Annotated in this window: 15 protein-coding genes, 4 tRNA genes and 2 pseudogenes; 5 read left to right on the top strand and 16 right to left on the bottom strand. The window is 69.9% G+C overall.

Annotation, left to right across the window (positions count from 1 at the left end; all coding sequences use genetic code 11):
- Positions 1 to 50 precede the first annotated feature (50 nt).
- The 5 genes from rplA to ABZ826_RS03215 form a co-directional block, all read right to left on the bottom strand.
- Positions 51 to 773 carry a 50S ribosomal protein L1 gene (gene rplA, locus ABZ826_RS03235; RefSeq protein ID WP_361441388.1) on the bottom strand — a complete coding sequence of 241 codons (723 nt, stop codon included), beginning with the start codon at positions 771 to 773 and terminating at the stop codon, positions 51 to 53.
- 81 nt (positions 774 to 854) lie between these two features.
- On the bottom strand, positions 855 to 1,289 hold the full coding sequence (gene rplK / locus ABZ826_RS03230; protein ID WP_006126872.1) for a 50S ribosomal protein L11: 435 nt from the start codon (positions 1,287 to 1,289) through the stop codon (positions 855 to 857).
- Positions 1,290 to 1,465: 176 nt separating this feature from the next.
- Positions 1,466 to 2,350 (bottom strand): transcription termination/antitermination protein NusG, encoded by an 885-nt coding sequence (gene nusG, locus ABZ826_RS03225; RefSeq protein WP_361441384.1) that lies wholly within the window; start codon positions 2,348 to 2,350, stop codon positions 1,466 to 1,468.
- 73 nt (positions 2,351 to 2,423) lie between these two features.
- Positions 2,424 to 2,711, bottom strand: coding sequence for a preprotein translocase subunit SecE (gene secE, locus ABZ826_RS03220; RefSeq protein WP_361441381.1), 288 nt, complete (start codon positions 2,709 to 2,711; stop codon positions 2,424 to 2,426).
- A 106-nt stretch (positions 2,712 to 2,817) separates the two neighbouring features.
- Positions 2,818 to 2,890 (bottom strand) — tRNA-Trp (locus ABZ826_RS03215).
- A gap of 225 nt (positions 2,891 to 3,115) precedes the next feature.
- Between ABZ826_RS03215 and ABZ826_RS03210 the strand changes: the two genes are divergently transcribed.
- Together ABZ826_RS03210 and ABZ826_RS03205 are read left to right on the top strand one after the other, a co-directional pair.
- Entirely contained in the window at positions 3,116 to 4,342 is a 1,227-nt protein-coding gene (locus ABZ826_RS03210) for a pyridoxal phosphate-dependent aminotransferase (RefSeq protein WP_351078066.1), read from the top strand.
- Between the two features lie 122 nt (positions 4,343 to 4,464).
- Positions 4,465 to 5,496 carry an adenosine deaminase gene (locus ABZ826_RS03205; protein ID WP_361441376.1) on the top strand — a complete coding sequence of 344 codons (1,032 nt, stop codon included), beginning with the start codon at positions 4,465 to 4,467 and terminating at the stop codon, positions 5,494 to 5,496.
- A gap of 50 nt (positions 5,497 to 5,546) precedes the next feature.
- On the opposite strand, the gene ABZ826_RS03200 is transcribed toward ABZ826_RS03205, so the two are convergent.
- Entirely contained in the window at positions 5,547 to 6,152 is a 606-nt protein-coding gene (locus ABZ826_RS03200) for a helix-turn-helix domain-containing protein (protein ID WP_361441373.1), read from the bottom strand.
- Positions 6,153 to 6,240: 88 nt separating this feature from the next.
- Here ABZ826_RS03200 and ABZ826_RS03195 point away from each other — a divergent pair, with 88 nt between their 5' ends.
- The gene (locus ABZ826_RS03195; RefSeq protein WP_361441370.1) at positions 6,241 to 6,876 is read left to right on the top strand and encodes an NAD(P)H-binding protein; all 636 of its coding nucleotides are present in this window, start codon (positions 6,241 to 6,243) and stop codon (positions 6,874 to 6,876) included.
- Positions 6,877 to 7,054: 178 nt separating this feature from the next.
- On the opposite strand, the gene ABZ826_RS03190 is transcribed toward ABZ826_RS03195, so the two are convergent.
- The 8 genes and pseudogenes from ABZ826_RS03190 to ABZ826_RS03155 all read right to left on the bottom strand — a co-directional run bounded on the left by ABZ826_RS03190 (position 7,055) and on the right by ABZ826_RS03155 (position 10,329).
- Positions 7,055 to 8,110 (bottom strand): UDP-N-acetylmuramate dehydrogenase, encoded by a 1,056-nt coding sequence (locus ABZ826_RS03190; protein ID WP_361441367.1) that lies wholly within the window; start codon positions 8,108 to 8,110, stop codon positions 7,055 to 7,057.
- Positions 8,111 to 8,180: 70 nt separating this feature from the next.
- A pseudogene (locus ABZ826_RS03185) lies at positions 8,181 to 8,555 on the bottom strand (MFS transporter); the annotation flags it as partial.
- A gap of 2 nt (positions 8,556 to 8,557) precedes the next feature.
- A pseudogene (locus tag ABZ826_RS03180) lies at positions 8,558 to 8,776 on the bottom strand (helix-turn-helix domain-containing protein); the annotation flags it as partial.
- Between the two features lie 125 nt (positions 8,777 to 8,901).
- Positions 8,902 to 9,330, bottom strand: coding sequence for a MaoC family dehydratase (locus tag ABZ826_RS03175; RefSeq protein WP_351085030.1), 429 nt, complete (start codon positions 9,328 to 9,330; stop codon positions 8,902 to 8,904).
- On the bottom strand, positions 9,330 to 9,782 hold the full coding sequence (locus ABZ826_RS03170; RefSeq protein ID WP_361441364.1) for a MaoC family dehydratase N-terminal domain-containing protein: 453 nt from the start codon (positions 9,780 to 9,782) through the stop codon (positions 9,330 to 9,332). The genes ABZ826_RS03175 and ABZ826_RS03170 overlap by 1 nt, the downstream gene beginning before the upstream one ends.
- A 102-nt stretch (positions 9,783 to 9,884) precedes the next feature.
- The gene (gene rpmG / locus ABZ826_RS03165; RefSeq protein WP_003956487.1) at positions 9,885 to 10,049 is read right to left on the bottom strand and encodes a 50S ribosomal protein L33; all 165 of its coding nucleotides are present in this window, start codon (positions 10,047 to 10,049) and stop codon (positions 9,885 to 9,887) included.
- 89 nt (positions 10,050 to 10,138) lie between these two features.
- Positions 10,139 to 10,211, bottom strand: a tRNA-Met gene (locus ABZ826_RS03160).
- Between the two features lie 45 nt (positions 10,212 to 10,256).
- Positions 10,257 to 10,329, bottom strand: a tRNA-Thr gene (locus tag ABZ826_RS03155).
- Between the two features lie 303 nt (positions 10,330 to 10,632).
- Here ABZ826_RS03155 and ABZ826_RS03150 point away from each other — a divergent pair.
- Together ABZ826_RS03150 and ABZ826_RS03145 are read left to right on the top strand one after the other, a co-directional pair.
- On the top strand, positions 10,633 to 11,928 hold the full coding sequence (locus ABZ826_RS03150; RefSeq protein WP_361441361.1) for an amidohydrolase family protein: 1,296 nt from the start codon (positions 10,633 to 10,635) through the stop codon (positions 11,926 to 11,928).
- A gap of 34 nt (positions 11,929 to 11,962) precedes the next feature.
- A complete protein-coding gene (locus ABZ826_RS03145; protein WP_361441358.1) occupies positions 11,963 to 12,619 on the top strand; it encodes an SDR family oxidoreductase in 657 nt (218 codons plus the stop codon).
- Positions 12,620 to 12,682: 63 nt separating this feature from the next.
- Here the strand turns inward: ABZ826_RS03145 and ABZ826_RS03140 are convergent, their stop codons facing one another.
- Together ABZ826_RS03140 and ABZ826_RS03135 are read right to left on the bottom strand one after the other, a co-directional pair.
- A complete protein-coding gene (locus tag ABZ826_RS03140; RefSeq protein ID WP_361441355.1) occupies positions 12,683 to 13,132 on the bottom strand; it encodes a DUF523 domain-containing protein in 450 nt (149 codons plus the stop codon).
- Between the two features lie 80 nt (positions 13,133 to 13,212).
- A tRNA-Tyr gene (locus tag ABZ826_RS03135) sits at positions 13,213 to 13,294 on the bottom strand.
- Positions 13,295 to 13,469 lie beyond the last annotated feature (175 nt).

Genomic DNA, 13,469 nt, shown 5'->3' with positions numbered 1-13,469 from the left:
GGGGCCCGTCCATGTCACACGTGACGCGGCCGGATGCCGAGCGCGAAGGCTCAGACGGCGGCCGGGTCCTCCTCGACGAGGAGGTTACGGGTGCGGTTGGCGTCCAGCGGGATGCCAGGGCCCATCGTGGTGGCCAGTGCGGCCTTCTTGATGTAGCGGCCCTTGGCGGCGGACGGCTTCAGACGGAGGACTTCCTCCAGCGCCGCGGCGTAGTTCTCGACCAGCTTCGTCTCGTCGAAGGAGACCTTGCCGATGATGAAGTGCAGGTTCGAGTGCTTGTCGACGCGGAACTCGATCTTGCCGCCCTTGATGTCGTTGACAGCCTTCACGACATCGGGGGTGACCGTACCGGTCTTCGGGTTCGGCATCAGACCACGCGGACCGAGCACGCGGCCGAGGCGGCCGACCTTGCCCATGAGGTCCGGGGTCGCGACGACGGCGTCGAAGTCCAGACGGCCCTTCGCCACCTCGTCGATGAGCTCGTCGGCGCCGACGATGTCGGCGCCCGCGGCTTCCGCGGCCGCAGCACGGTCACCGGTCGCGAAGACCAGGACCCGGGCGGTCTTGCCGGTGCCGTGCGGGAGGTTCACGGTGCCACGGACCATCTGGTCGGCCTTGCGAGGGTCGACACCCAGACGGAAGGCGACCTCGACAGTGCCGTCGAACTTGGTGGTCGCGGTCTCCTTGGCGAGACGGACGGCCTCGAGCGGGGCGTAGAGGCGCTCCCGGTCGATCTTGGCGTCCGCAGCCCGGAGGTTCTTGCTGCGCTTCACTTCTACTCCTGTGGTTTCAGGGTGTGGAGTCGTGGTGCGGGCCAGCGCTTGGCCCTACCACTGAGGACGTGAGGGGCTGAATCAGCCTTCGACCGTGATGCCCATGGAACGGGCGGTGCCAGCGATGATCTTCGACGCGGCGTCGAGGTCGTTGGCGTTCAGGTCGGGGAGCTTCGTCGTGGCGATCTCACGGACCTGGGCGGCCGTCAGCTTGGCGACCTTGGTCTTGTGGGGCTCGCCGGAGCCCTTCTCCACGCCCGCGGCCTTGAGGATCAGCTTCGCGGCCGGCGGAGTCTTGGTGACGAAGGTGAAGGAACGGTCCTCGTAGACCGTGATCTCCACCGGCACGACCATGCCACGCTGCGACTCGGTCGCGGCGTTGTAGGCCTTGCAGAACTCCATGATGTTGACGCCGTGCTGGCCGAGCGCGGGGCCGACCGGCGGGGCCGGGTTGGCCGCACCGGCGTTGATCTGGAGCTTGATAAGCCCCGTGACCTTCTTCTTCTTGGGAGGCATTGCTCTCTCCGGGTCCTAGTGAGAGTGTTTCGCCGCCTTCCGGTCATCCGGATGGAGGCATACCGCACAACGATAACGGGTATAGCTGCGCGACCAAAAACCAAGCAGGTCAGACGGGCTTCGCAGCCGGTCTGACCTGCTCGGTAGGCGTGTGTCCGAAAACTGGCGGGAAGCCGCTAGTTCTTCTGGATCTGGTCGAAGCTGAGCTCGACCGGGGTCTCGCGGCCGAAGATCTCGACGAGACCCTTGACCTTCTTCGAGTCGGCGTTGATCTCGTTGATCGTCGCCTGCAGCGTCGCGAACGGGCCGTCGGTGACGGTGACCGAGTCGCCCACCTCGAAGTCGAGCACCTGCACCTCGACCTTGCGGGACGGAACCGGCTTGCCCTCGGCCTCGGCTGCCTCGCGGGCGGCCTTCTCCTCGGCCTCCGGGGCGAGCATCTTGACGATCTCGTCCAGGGTCAGCGGGTACGGGTCGTAGGCGTTGCCCACGAAGCCGGTGACACCGGGGGTGTTGCGGACGACGCCCCAGGACTCGTTCGTCAGATCCATGCGCACCAGGACGTACCCCGGGAGCTTGTTCTGGCGGACGTTCTTGCGCTCGCCGTTCTTGATCTGGACGATCTCTTCCTCGGGCACTTCGGCCTGGTAGATGAACTCCTCGACGTTGAGCGAGACGGCGCGCTGCTCAAGGTTGGCCTTCACGCGCTTCTCGTAGCCGGCGTACGTGTGGATGACGTACCACTCGCCGGGGAGGCCGCGGAGCTCCTCGCGCAGAGCGGCGACGGCGTCCACCGGGGCGGCCGGCTCGGCCTCTTCTCCGGCTTCCTCGTCGGCCTCGTCGTCGTCGCTCTCGGAACCGGCGTCGGCCTCGGCGGCCTCGTCCTCGTCCTCGGTGTGCATGGCGGCCTGCTCGGCGGGCTCACCTGCGGCGGCGTCGGCAGCTTCGGCCTGGTCCGGCTCCTCGGCGTCCGCCGCCTCGACGATGTCGAGCTCGTCCTCGGCGGACTCGAAGGCGCCCGCCGTCGGCTCGACGGCGTCGTTCAGGTTCGGGTCAGACACGGTGGCTGCTTCTTCCTGGATACAAATGGGTGGAACATGCGAAAGGGGCGCCCATGAGGCGCCCTCCGCGGGATCAGCCGAAGACGTACTTGACGACCCGCTGGAATCCGAAGTCAATCACGGTCACCAGACCAATCATGACGACGACGAAGACAATCACCACCGAGGTGTACGTCGTCAGCTGGTTGCGCGTCGGCCAGACGACCTTGCGCAGCTCGGCGACAATTTGGCGGTAGAAGAGCGCGAGGCGGCCCAGAGGGCCCTTCTTTCCGCGCTTGCCGCCCTTCCGGGTCTTCTTCTTCGACTCAGGTACTTCATCCTCGGCATCAGGCATGTCGATGGAGCCCACGGCGTCCGTCACGCTACTCACCTGATTCCGGGTCATGGCCGTGCCGCGCCCGGTGGAGCCGCACGGCGGTGCATTGAAGTACGTACATGCGCACACATCCTGGCGAAGGAGTGTGTAGCAGGGCCGGAGGGACTTGAACCCCCAACCGCTGGTTTTGGAGACCAGTGCTCTACCAATTGAGCTACGACCCTTTGTGGTTTTCACCAACCTACCGCATCTTCCCGAATGCTCCGGGTGCGAGAACGGTGCGGCGGGTGAAGGCCAACGACAGGTGAGTGTACGTGTTCAGCGGCCCGGCGTCGAACAGATAGCTCCCGACCGCTCCTGGTCGCATGTTGTCCGCATGGTGTCCGAGTCCTGTCCGGTCCCTGAAACCCCCGTGCCGCCAGGGATCACGGTCTGGGACCATGGGGGTCATGAGCGCTGCAACTTCTCCGTCCGAGCGCCGGGTCTCCGCCCGCATCGGTGCCATCTCCGAGTCCGCCACTCTCGCCGTCGACGCCAAGGCCAAGGCTCTCAAGGCCGCCGGCCGTCCGGTGATCGGTTTCGGTGCCGGTGAGCCCGACTTCCCGACCCCCGGCTACATCGTCGAGGCCGCGGTCGAGGCCTGCCGCAACCCCAAGTACCACCGCTACACCCCGGCGGGAGGGCTCCCGGAGCTCAAGGCCGCCATCGCGGAGAAGACGCTGCGCGACTCCGGCTACGAGGTCGACGCCTCCCAGATCCTGGTGACGAACGGCGGCAAGCAGGCCATCTACGAGGCGTTCGCCGCGATCCTCGACCCGGGCGACGAGGTCATCGTCCCGGCTCCGTACTGGACCACCTACCCCGAGTCGATCCGGCTGGCCGGCGGTGTCCCGGTGGAGGTCGTGGCCGACGAGACCACCGGTTACCGGGTCTCCGTCGAGCAGCTGGAGGCCGCGCGCACCGAGCGCACGAAGGTCGTCCTGTTCGTCTCCCCGTCGAACCCGACCGGTGCCGTGTACAGCGAGGCGGACGCCGAGGCGATCGGCCGCTGGGCCGTCGAGCACGGCCTGTGGGTGCTGACCGACGAGATCTACGAGCACCTCGTGTACGGCGACGCGAAGTTCACCTCGCTGCCCGCGATCGTGCCCGAGCTGCGCGACAAGTGCATCGTGGTCAACGGCGTCGCCAAGACGTACGCGATGACCGGCTGGCGGGTGGGCTGGATCGTCGGCCCGAAGGACGTCGTCAAGGCCGCGACCAACCTGCAGTCGCACGCCACGTCCAACGTCTCCAACGTCGCCCAGGTCGCCGCGCTGGCCGCCGTCTCCGGCAGCCTGGACGCGGTCGCCGAGATGCGTACCGCGTTCGACCGGCGCCGACAGACCATCGTCCGGATGCTCAACGAGATCGACGGCGTGCTGTGCCCGGAGCCCGAGGGCGCATTCTACGCGTACCCCTCGGTGAAGGAGCTGCTCGGCAAGGAGATCCGCGGCAAGCGCCCGGCCACTTCGGTCGAGCTGGCGGCGCTGATCCTGGACGAGGCCGAGGTCGCGGTCGTGCCGGGCGAGGCCTTCGGCACGCCGGGCTACCTGCGGCTCTCGTACGCCCTGGGCGACGACGACCTCGTCGAGGGCGTCTCGCGGCTCCAGAAGCTGCTGGGCGAGGCCAAGGCCTGACGCGTCCCGAATCCAGTGGGCGACCCCCCGGCTCCGGCCGGGGGGTCGCTTTCCTGTTCGGTGGTCAACCCGATGGGGAAAGCGGCTACCGCTGGACCCCACGCGTACGGCAGGATCTTGGGATGGAGCGTGATGTACGGCTGTTGCCCAAGGCCCACCTGCACCTGCATTTCACCGGGTCGATGCGGCCCACGACCCTGCTCGAACTCGCCGACAAGTACGGCGTGCATCTGCCGGAGGCCCTGACCGGCGGCGAGCCGCCCAGGCTGCGGGCCACGGACGAACGCGGGTGGTTCCGCTTCCAGCGGCTCTACGACATCGCCCGGTCGTGCCTGAGGTCCGCCGAGGACATCCAGCGGCTCGTGCGCGAGACGGCCCAGGAGGACGTCGCGGACGGCTCGGGCTGGCTGGAGATCCAGGTCGACCCCACTTCGTACGCCCCGCTGCTCGGCGGGCTGATCCCAGCGATCGAGATCATCCTGGACGCGGTGGACGGCGCGTCGCGCGAGACCGGTCTGCCGATCCGGGTGGTGATCGCGGCGAACCGGATGAAGCATCCGCTGGACGCCCGGACGCTGGCCCGGCTCGCCGTGCGGTACGGGGACCGGGGGGTGGTCGGATTCGGGCTCTCCAACGACGAGCGGCGCGGGATGGCCCGGGACTTCGACCGGGCCTTCGCCATCGCCCGCGACGGCGGTCTGTTGGCGGCCCCGCACGGCGGCGAGCTGGCCGGCCCTTCGAGCGTGCGGGACTGTCTGGACGATCTCGACGCGGCCCGGATCGGGCACGGCGTACGGGCCGCCGAGGACCCGCGGCTGCTGCGCAGGCTGGCGGAGCGCGGGGTGACCTGCGAGGTGTGCCCGGCGTCGAACGTGGCGCTGGGCGTCTACGAGAAGCCCGCAGACGTACCCCTGCGCACACTGTTCGAGGCCGGGGTGCCGATGGCCCTCGGCGCTGACGACCCACTGCTCTTCGGCTCCCGGCTGGCCGCGCAGTACGAGCTCGTACGACGCCACCACGCGTTCACGGACGAGGAGCTGGCGGAACTGGCCCGGCAGTCGGTGCGGGGCTCCGCGGCCCCGGCCGCGGTCCGGAAGGAGCTCCTGACGAACATCGACGACTGGCTGTCGAAGCCGGCGGGTGAATACAGCTAGTGCTGTGACCGGACAGGTTCACCGGCTCGCGGCGTCCGGCCCGGCCCGGTCTACACTCCGACCCCTCGCATCAGCACCCCGGCCACGGACGCGGCGAAGTCGTCGAGGGACTGCGGTGGCGCTCCGGCCTCCGTGGCCTCGTATGCGAACGCCCGCTGCGCGCAGGCCCCCAGGAGCAGCGAGGCGGCCGCGTACGTGTCCGCGTCGGCTCGTACCCGTCCGGCGGCCTGCTCGGAGCGCAGATACGCGTCCAGGCCACGTATGGGCATGTGTGGGCCGGTGCCCAGCTCCCTCATCGCCGCGTTGTGGCGTTCCTTGAGTGTGGGCTCGGCGTACAGCGAGGCGGCGATCGGGAAGCTCTGCTCGTAGAAGAGGGCCGCCTGGCGGGCGATCTCGGTGAGGTTCTGCTCGACGGTCCGCTCCCCCGCCCCAGGGCTCGCGATGAGCCGCTTCAGCAGCGGGGTGAGCCTGGGCAGCCGTTCCTTGAGCACGGCCACGAACAACTCCTCCTTGCTCGGGAAGTGCTTGTAGAGCGCGGCCTCCGAACAGCCGGCGGCTCTGGCGATCTCCTTGGTGGTGGCGCGCGCCAGGCCGATGGTGAGCATCAGCTGATGGGCGGCGTCGACGATGCGGACGCGGGCCGGCTTCTGCTCCATGTGGACTCCAGTGAAACTTGACGAGGTGGTGAGTATCCACTAACCCTAGTGGGTGAGTGAATACTTACCCACCCCAGGAGGGTGCGCAATGAGGATCACAGTGTTCGGCGCGACGGGCGGCGTCGGTCAGGAGATCGTCCGCCAGGCGGTGGCGGCGGGGCACGAGGTGACAGCGGTGGTGCGCGATCCGGCGCGACTGCCCGTCCCGCTCTCCGACGTACAGGTCCACACGGCGGCGCGCATCGACGATCCGGAGGCACTGCGCGATGCGGTCGCGGGCCGGGACGCGGTGCTCTCCGGGCTCGGTTCGCGCGGCCGGAGGGCCGACGGCGTCGCGGAACGGCTGACCGGGACGGTGCTGCGGGCTATGGAGGCCGAGGGAACGCGGCGGCTGGTCGTGGTCAGCGCCGCCCCGGTCGGGCCGCGGCCCGCCGACGACCCGCTGCCGGACCGACTGGTCCGCAAGGTGGTCGGGGCGATCCTCAAGGAGGTCTACGAAGACCTGACGCTGATGGAGGCCGCGCTGGCCCGGAGCACGACGGACTGGACGTCCGTACGGCCGCCGAGGCTCACCGACGGGCCTCTGACGGGGAAGTACCGGACCGTCGTCGGCGGCAGTCCGCGCAGCGGCCGGACCATCTCGCGGGCCGATGTGGCGCACGCGATGCTGGCGCTGATCGATGATCCGGACGCGGTGAAGCAGGGCGTGGGCGTGGCGTACTGAGCGGCGTGCCGTTCCAGTGCGGTGGCGGGAAGGCCGGCCGGGGAGCTCGCGGCATGCGGTGCGGTATGCCGCAAGGCCGGGGATCGTCCTCGTGTCGGACGCACTCGGGTGAGGCGACACCGCGGCGAGGTGCCGGGCCGGGGCACGCGAGCCGGGCATGATCCGAACGAGAGGCCTTCTAAAGGCTCACGCCGACCGTCACGGGTTCGTTGACGAGCGTGACGCCGAATGCCTCGTGGACCCCGGCGACGACCTCGCGGGCGAGCGCGAGCAGGTCCTCGGTGGTCGCGCCGCCGCGGTTGGTGAGCGCGAGGGTGTGCTTGGTGGAGATACGGGCCGGACCGGTGCCGTATCCCTTGGTGAAACCGGCCTTGTCGATGAGCCAGGCCGCGGAGGTCTTGATGCGCCCCCGGTCCGCGGGAAAGGCGGGGGGCGTCACCTCGGGTCCGAGCCGGTGCTTGGCGCGAGCGAGGAACGTCTCGTACTCCGCCTGCTCCAGGATCGGATTGGTGAAGAAGGAGCCGGCCGACCAGGAGTCGTGGTCCTCGGGGTCCAGCACCATGCCCTTGCCGGCGCGGAGCCTGAGCACCGTTTCACGGGCGGCCGCGAGGGGGACGCGCTCACCCTGTTCGACGCCCATGACACGGGCCGTTTCGGGGTACTTCAGGGGCGCGGACAGGCCGCCTGCCTCTTCCAGTTCGAAGCGGACACGCAGCACCACGAAACGGTCGGGTTCGGCCTTGAAGCGACTGTGCCGATACGAGAACGCGCACTCGTTGTTCGGAACGGTGACCGTTTCCCGAGTGCAACGGTCGTAGGCGACGACCTCGGTGATCGTGGAGGACACTTCCTGGCCGTAGGCGCCGACGTTCTGGATCGGCGTCGCACCCGCGGATCCCGGAATTCCGGCCAGACACTCGATGCCCGCGAGACCGGCTTCGACGGTACGCGCCACGGCGTCCGTCCAGACTTCTCCGGCGGCCAGTTCCAGCGTCGTGCCGGCCAGGGCGAAGCCCTTGGTCGCGATGCGCAGAGCCGTACCGTCGAAGCCCTTGTCGCCGATGACCAGATTGCTGCCGCCGCCGATGACGAGGAGCGGGGTGCCGCTGTCGTCGGCCTCGCGCACTGCTTCGATCACCTCGGCGTCGGTCGTCGCCGTGAGGAGGCGGGCGGCGGGGCCGCCGAGCCGGAAGGTGGTCAGGGGGGCGAGGGGGGCGTCGTGGAGTTCCTGCACGGGGACAAGAGTACGGTCCGTGGCCCCGCCCGAGCGGCGGGGCCACGGACCGTACACACGCGACCGTGGCTCAGGCGGCTACGGGGACACGCTCGTCGGCCGCCTCGGGCTCCGGGGCCGGGGCGTTGCGGCGGCCCGGTATCAGCAGGGCGACGAGGGCGGCCAGCACCACCGCGCCGGCACCGATCCACACCGCCGGAACGGTCCCGTCCGTGAAGGACCGCGCCGAGTCGTGACCGCCCCGCGAGGAGAAGACCGTGGCGAGCACGGCGACCCCGAGGGCTCCGCCGACCTCGCGCAGGGCGTTGTTGGCGCCGGAGGCGATGCCCTGCTCGGCGGGGCGGACACTGGACATCACGAGGCTGGCGGCGGGTGCGAAGTACAGAGCCATGCCGACGCTACCGACCATCAGGCCGGGCAGCTGAGAGACGTACGAGGCGTCGGGGCCTCGGCCGCCTCGGAGTAGACCTTCCGGGTGTCCACGAGACAGCGCTCGGCGGCGGCGAGGAACATGGCCTGCTTGTTGGGGAAGAGGCGGAAGAGGTACGGCTGCGAGACCCCCACCTGCTTGGCGATCGCCTCGGTGGAGGTGGCGTTGTATCCGCCGCGGGCGAACTCGGTGATCGCCGCACGGACGACGCTCTCGCGCCGCTCATCTGCACTCATCCTTGCCATGCCATGGAGTTAGTGCTCAATCACCAACTTTGTCGACGCGGGATCTCAGCCGCGACAGGCACATGCGTAAGGGGCACCGCCCCATGGACGGTGCCCCTTACGCCACATTCGGCGGCTCAGCCGAGCTGCACCACGGCGCGGGACATGCCCAGCACCTTCTTGCCCTCGCTCATGACCGTCAGATCCACCCGCACTCGCTTGTCGTCCAGCAGGGCGGCCACCTTGCCCCCGACCTCGATCAGGGCGCCCTCGTCGTCGTTCGGGACGACGACCGGCTTGGTGAAGCGAACCCCGTACTCGACGACCGCACCCGGATCGCCGGCCCAGTCCGTGACCACCCGGATCGCCTCGGCCATGGTGAACATGCCGTGCGCGATCACGTCCGGCAATCCGACCTCGCGGGCGAACTTCTCGTTCCAGTGGATCGGGTTGAAGTCACCGGAAGCGCCCGCGTACTGCACCAGCGTCGCCCGGGTGACCGGGAAGGACCGCGCCGGCAGCTCCGTACCGACCTCGACCGACTCGTAAGCGACCTTCGCCGTCATCACGCCTCCTCGGCGGCGCGCGCCACCAGCTTCGTCCACGCGGTCACGACATGCTCACCGGACTCGTCGTGGACCTCGCCACGGATGTCCAGGATGTCGTTGCCGGCCATGGATTTGACGTCCTCGATCGTCGAGGTGACCGTCAGCCGGTCCCCCGCCCGAACGGGACGCACGTAGGCGAACTTCTGGTCGCCGTGCACCACGCGGCTGTAGTCCAGACCCAGCTGCGGGTCCTGCACCACCTGCCCCGCGGCCTTGAAGGTGATCGAGAACACGAACGTCGGCGGGGCGATCACATCGCTGTGGCCGAGCGCCTTGGCTGCCTCGGGGTCGACGTACACCGGATTGGTGTCGCCCACCGCCTCGGCGAACTCGCGAATCTTCTCCCGGCCGACCTCGTACGGCGGCGTGGGCGGGTAGGTCCGCCCCACGAAGGAATGGTCGAGCGCCATGAGCTCGCTACCTCCTGATGAAAGATGAAAAGACCGAAGGACAGCCCCATACAACGACACGAGGCCGCCCCCTGTGGGGACGGCCTCGTGTACGAGCCTTTTTCAGCGCGTTTCTCGGTGCGCCGTGTGCGAGTTGCAGCGCGGGCAGTGCTTCTTCATCTCAAGACGGTCCGGGTTGTTGCGCCGGTTCTTCTTGGTGATGTAGTTCCGCTCCTTGCACTCCACGCAGGCCAGCGTGATCTTCGGGCGGACGTCGGTGGCAGCCACGTGAGTGCTCCTTGGACGGACGGATGGACGGATGAACGCAAAAAAGAGTAGCCGATCGAAGGACCGACCCCACAATCGGCTACCGTAAGTAGCGGTGACCGGACTTGAACCGGTGACACAGCGATTATGAGCCGCTTGCTCTACCGACTGAGCTACACCGCTTTGATGACGAGTCTCCCCGCCGAAGCGGGGTTTCCCGATCACCAGAGCCCCAATGCGGAATCGAACCGCAGACCTTCTCCTTACCATGGAGACGCTCTACCGACTGAGCTATTGGGGCGAGCGATGAAGACATTACACGGTTGGTCGCCGATCGCCCAAATCCGTTTCGCAGCCCCGTCCGGCGACCGTGACCGGCACCCGGCCGATCCCTTGATCGACCCCTTTCCGGCCCGCCCATCAGCCACTTGAGCAGCGCCTCGGCAACCACGTGCGCCACCGCCGCCCCAGCAGCACAACCGTGTCCCGGGTCCCTCTCGGGGGCCACACCGGTACGACTATTTCGCTCCTCCTCGAACCAGGCCGAACACGCCCCTAGGCTCGTCTCACTCTGCGTGATCTTGTACCCCTTCCCAGGAGCGCGATGCCCGACAGCCAGCCGTGGCAGCCGGACGACCACACCGCCGACGCGGCCGAGGCGACCAGCAGCCCCGACACCGCCGAGACCGGCACCCTGGTGCTCTGCGGCGCCCGTCTCACCGACGGACGCGTCGTGGACGTACGGCTCGGTGGCGGACGCATCGAAGCCGTCGGCACCGCGGGCAGCCTGACCGCCCCCGGCCCGCGAGTGGACCTGCGCGGCCACCTGCTGCTTCCCGCGCCCGCCGAACCGCACGCCCACAGCGACACCGCGCTCACCGCCGGCGGTTCGGGCCCCGACACCCCGGGCCCCGTGTCGCACCGCCCCCAGGACATCCAGCGCCGCGCCACCGAGGCCGCCCTGCTGCAGCTCGGCCACGGCGCCACCGCGCTGCGCGCGCACGTACGGATCGGCTCCGTCCAGGGCCTCGCCTCCCTGGAAGCCGTACTGCGGGCACGCGACTCGCTGCGCGGACTGGCCGAGCTGACCCCGGTCGCCGTGCCCCGGCTGCTCACCGGCATCGCGGGCGCCGACAATCTCGCCATGCTGCGTGAGGCGGTGAAGATGGGGGCCGGTGCGGTCGGCGGCTGCCCCGACCTCGATCCGGACCCGGCGGGGTACGTGGAAGCCGTCCTGGAGATCGCCGCCGAACAGGGCTGCCCCGTCGATCTGCACACGGACGGTGACGATCCGGCCCGGCTCGGCCGACTGGCCGCCATGTCCGGCGGACTGCGGCCGGGCGTCTCCATCGGTCCGTGCGCCGGCCTCTCCCTGCTCCCTTCGCAGTCCTCGGCCCGAGCCGCCGACCAGCTCGCCGCGGCCGGGGTGACGGTGATCTGCCTCCCCCAGGGCGGCTGCGGCGGGGTGGAGGGCCGGGGCGCCGCGCCCGTACGGCTGCTGCGCGCGGCCGGCGTACGGGTCGCGGCGGGCAGCGGGGCGCTGCGGGACGTCGCGAACCCGGTGGGCCGCGGGGATCCGCTGGAGGCCGCCTACCTGCTGGCCTCACAGAGCGGGATGCGCGCCGACGAGGCCTACGAGGCGGTGTCATCGGCCGCCAGGAGGGCGATGGGGCTGCCCGAGGTCCGGGTCGAGGCGGGCTTTCCGGCCGAGCTCCTCGCCGTGCGCGGGGAGCAGCTCTCGGGGGCGCTGTCGCTCGCCTACAGCCGGGTCGTGGTGCACCGCGGCCGGGTGGTGGCGCGGACGAGCGCGGTGCGCGAGTACTGCGACTCGGAGACCGTCGTCGCCCTCGGCCTGCCGCGCCAGGGCCGGCCGGATTCCGGTCCCTGCGGCGGGCCCTGAGCACGGCGGCCCGTGGCGGCGTACGGTCGGGAGCATGCGCATTGTCATCGCAGGTGGACATGGTCAGATCGCGCTTCGGCTGGAGCGGCTGCTCGCTGCGGGCGGCTACGAGGCCGTCGGTGTCATCCGTAATCCGGAACAGAGCGGGGACGTCCGGGCGGCGGGCGCCGAACCGGTCGTCCTGGATCTCGAATCCGCTTCCGTCGAGGAGGTGGCGGAGGTGCTGCGCGGCGCCTACGCGGCGGTCTTCGCGGCCGGTGCGGGCCCGAACAGCGGCTCGGCGCGCAAGGAGACGGTGGATCGCGGCGCGGCCGTGCTGTTCGCGGACGCGGCGGAACGGGCGGGCGTACGGCGCTACGTCGTGGTCTCGTCGATGGGCGCCGATCCCGACCACCCCGGGGACGAGGTCTTCGACGCGTACCTGCGGGCGAAGGGCGCCGCGGACGCGTACGTGCGCTCCAGGACCGCACTCGACTGGACGATCCTGCGCCCCGGGATGCTGACGAACGACGCGGGCACGGGCATGGTCCTCCTGACCGCCTCGGCGGGCCGCGGGCCGGTGCCGCGCGACGACGTGGCGGCGGCGCTGGTGGAACTGCTGGAGACCCCGGCGACGGCGGGCCTCACGCTGGAGCTCATCTCGGGGAGTGTGCCGGTGGCGGTCGCGGTGAAGGACGTGGCGGGGAACTGAGCCGCCGATCCGGCTGTCCGACGGCCGGATGCCCGGTCCCGGCCGGCGGCCCGTTCCTCCGGTTCAGCCGCCCGGCGCCGGGCGGACCGTGATGCCGTGGCGCTCCAGCAGAGCGGCGGTGACGCCGTCGCCCTCGCGGAGCTCGCCCGTGAACGTGCCGTCATGGACCTTGCCGCGCCCGCAGGACGGGCTGCGGGCCATCAGCAGCGCCTCGGTGCAGCCGGCCCGCCGGGCGGCCTCCAGCGCGCGTCCGGCGCCGTCCACGAACTCCTCCGTGACGTCGTGCCCGGCGTCGTCGATGACGCGGGCGCGCCCGTCGAGGACGTCGTGGCCGTCGCCGCCGACGATCTCGGCGGGGCGACGAGGGGTGGGCAGTCCGGCGGCGACCTCCGGGCAGAAGACGACGGGGTGCCGGTCCCCGAGGGCGTCGGCCACGGCGGCAGAGGCCTTGGCACGGCCGTCGAAGCGACAGGGCACGCCGTGCAGACAGGCGCTGACCAGCACAGGTTCCATGTTCACGACCCTCGCAGCAGAAACGACCCTTGCGGCAGAAACAAAGAAGGCCCCTGTCCGAGGACAGGGGCCTTACCATGTGGCGGCGCCAGGGTTCGAACCTGGGTAGGCTGAGCCGGCAGATTTACAGTCTGCTCCCTTTGGCCACTCGGGCACACCGCCAGGGATTGCTGCCATGAGAACCACTTTTCGGCGGTGCTCCTTGGCAACGACGTAAACGATACCCGATGCCCAGGGGTGCTCCGCCACTGGATTGATCAGCGGCCCGATCGGGCGCGGGTGACCGGGGAGTGTCCGGTATTCCCTGGTGGACCTGCGCGCGGCGTCGGCGGCGTGG

The sequence above is a fragment of the Streptomyces sp. NPDC047515 genome (assembly GCF_040643055.1).
In the GTDB taxonomy this organism is placed as follows: Bacteria; Actinomycetota; Actinomycetes; order Streptomycetales; family Streptomycetaceae; genus Streptomyces.
The sequence above is the reverse complement of the archived record's forward strand: the minus strand, read 5'-3'. Positions and strand labels throughout refer to the sequence as shown.

Coding starts and splice junctions, on each gene's coding strand:
- rplK (WP_006126872.1), bottom strand. CDS start 1,289: ATGCCTCCCAAGAAGAAGAAGGTCACGGGGCTTATCAAGCTCCAGATC.
- ABZ826_RS03210 (WP_351078066.1), top strand. CDS start 3,116: ATGAGCGCTGCAACTTCTCCGTCCGAGCGCCGGGTCTCCGCCCGCATC.
- ABZ826_RS03205 (WP_361441376.1), top strand. CDS start 4,465: ATGGAGCGTGATGTACGGCTGTTGCCCAAGGCCCACCTGCACCTGCAT.
- ABZ826_RS03200 (WP_361441373.1), bottom strand. CDS start 6,152: ATGGAGCAGAAGCCGGCCCGCGTCCGCATCGTCGACGCCGCCCATCAG.
- ABZ826_RS03195 (WP_361441370.1), top strand. CDS start 6,241: ATGAGGATCACAGTGTTCGGCGCGACGGGCGGCGTCGGTCAGGAGATC.
- ABZ826_RS03175 (WP_351085030.1), bottom strand. CDS start 9,330: ATGACGGCGAAGGTCGCTTACGAGTCGGTCGAGGTCGGTACGGAGCTG.
- ABZ826_RS03170 (WP_361441364.1), bottom strand. CDS start 9,782: ATGGCGCTCGACCATTCCTTCGTGGGGCGGACCTACCCGCCCACGCCG.
- ABZ826_RS03150 (WP_361441361.1), top strand. CDS start 10,633: ATGCCCGACAGCCAGCCGTGGCAGCCGGACGACCACACCGCCGACGCG.
- ABZ826_RS03145 (WP_361441358.1), top strand. CDS start 11,963: ATGCGCATTGTCATCGCAGGTGGACATGGTCAGATCGCGCTTCGGCTG.
- ABZ826_RS03140 (WP_361441355.1), bottom strand. CDS start 13,132: ATGGAACCTGTGCTGGTCAGCGCCTGTCTGCACGGCGTGCCCTGTCGC.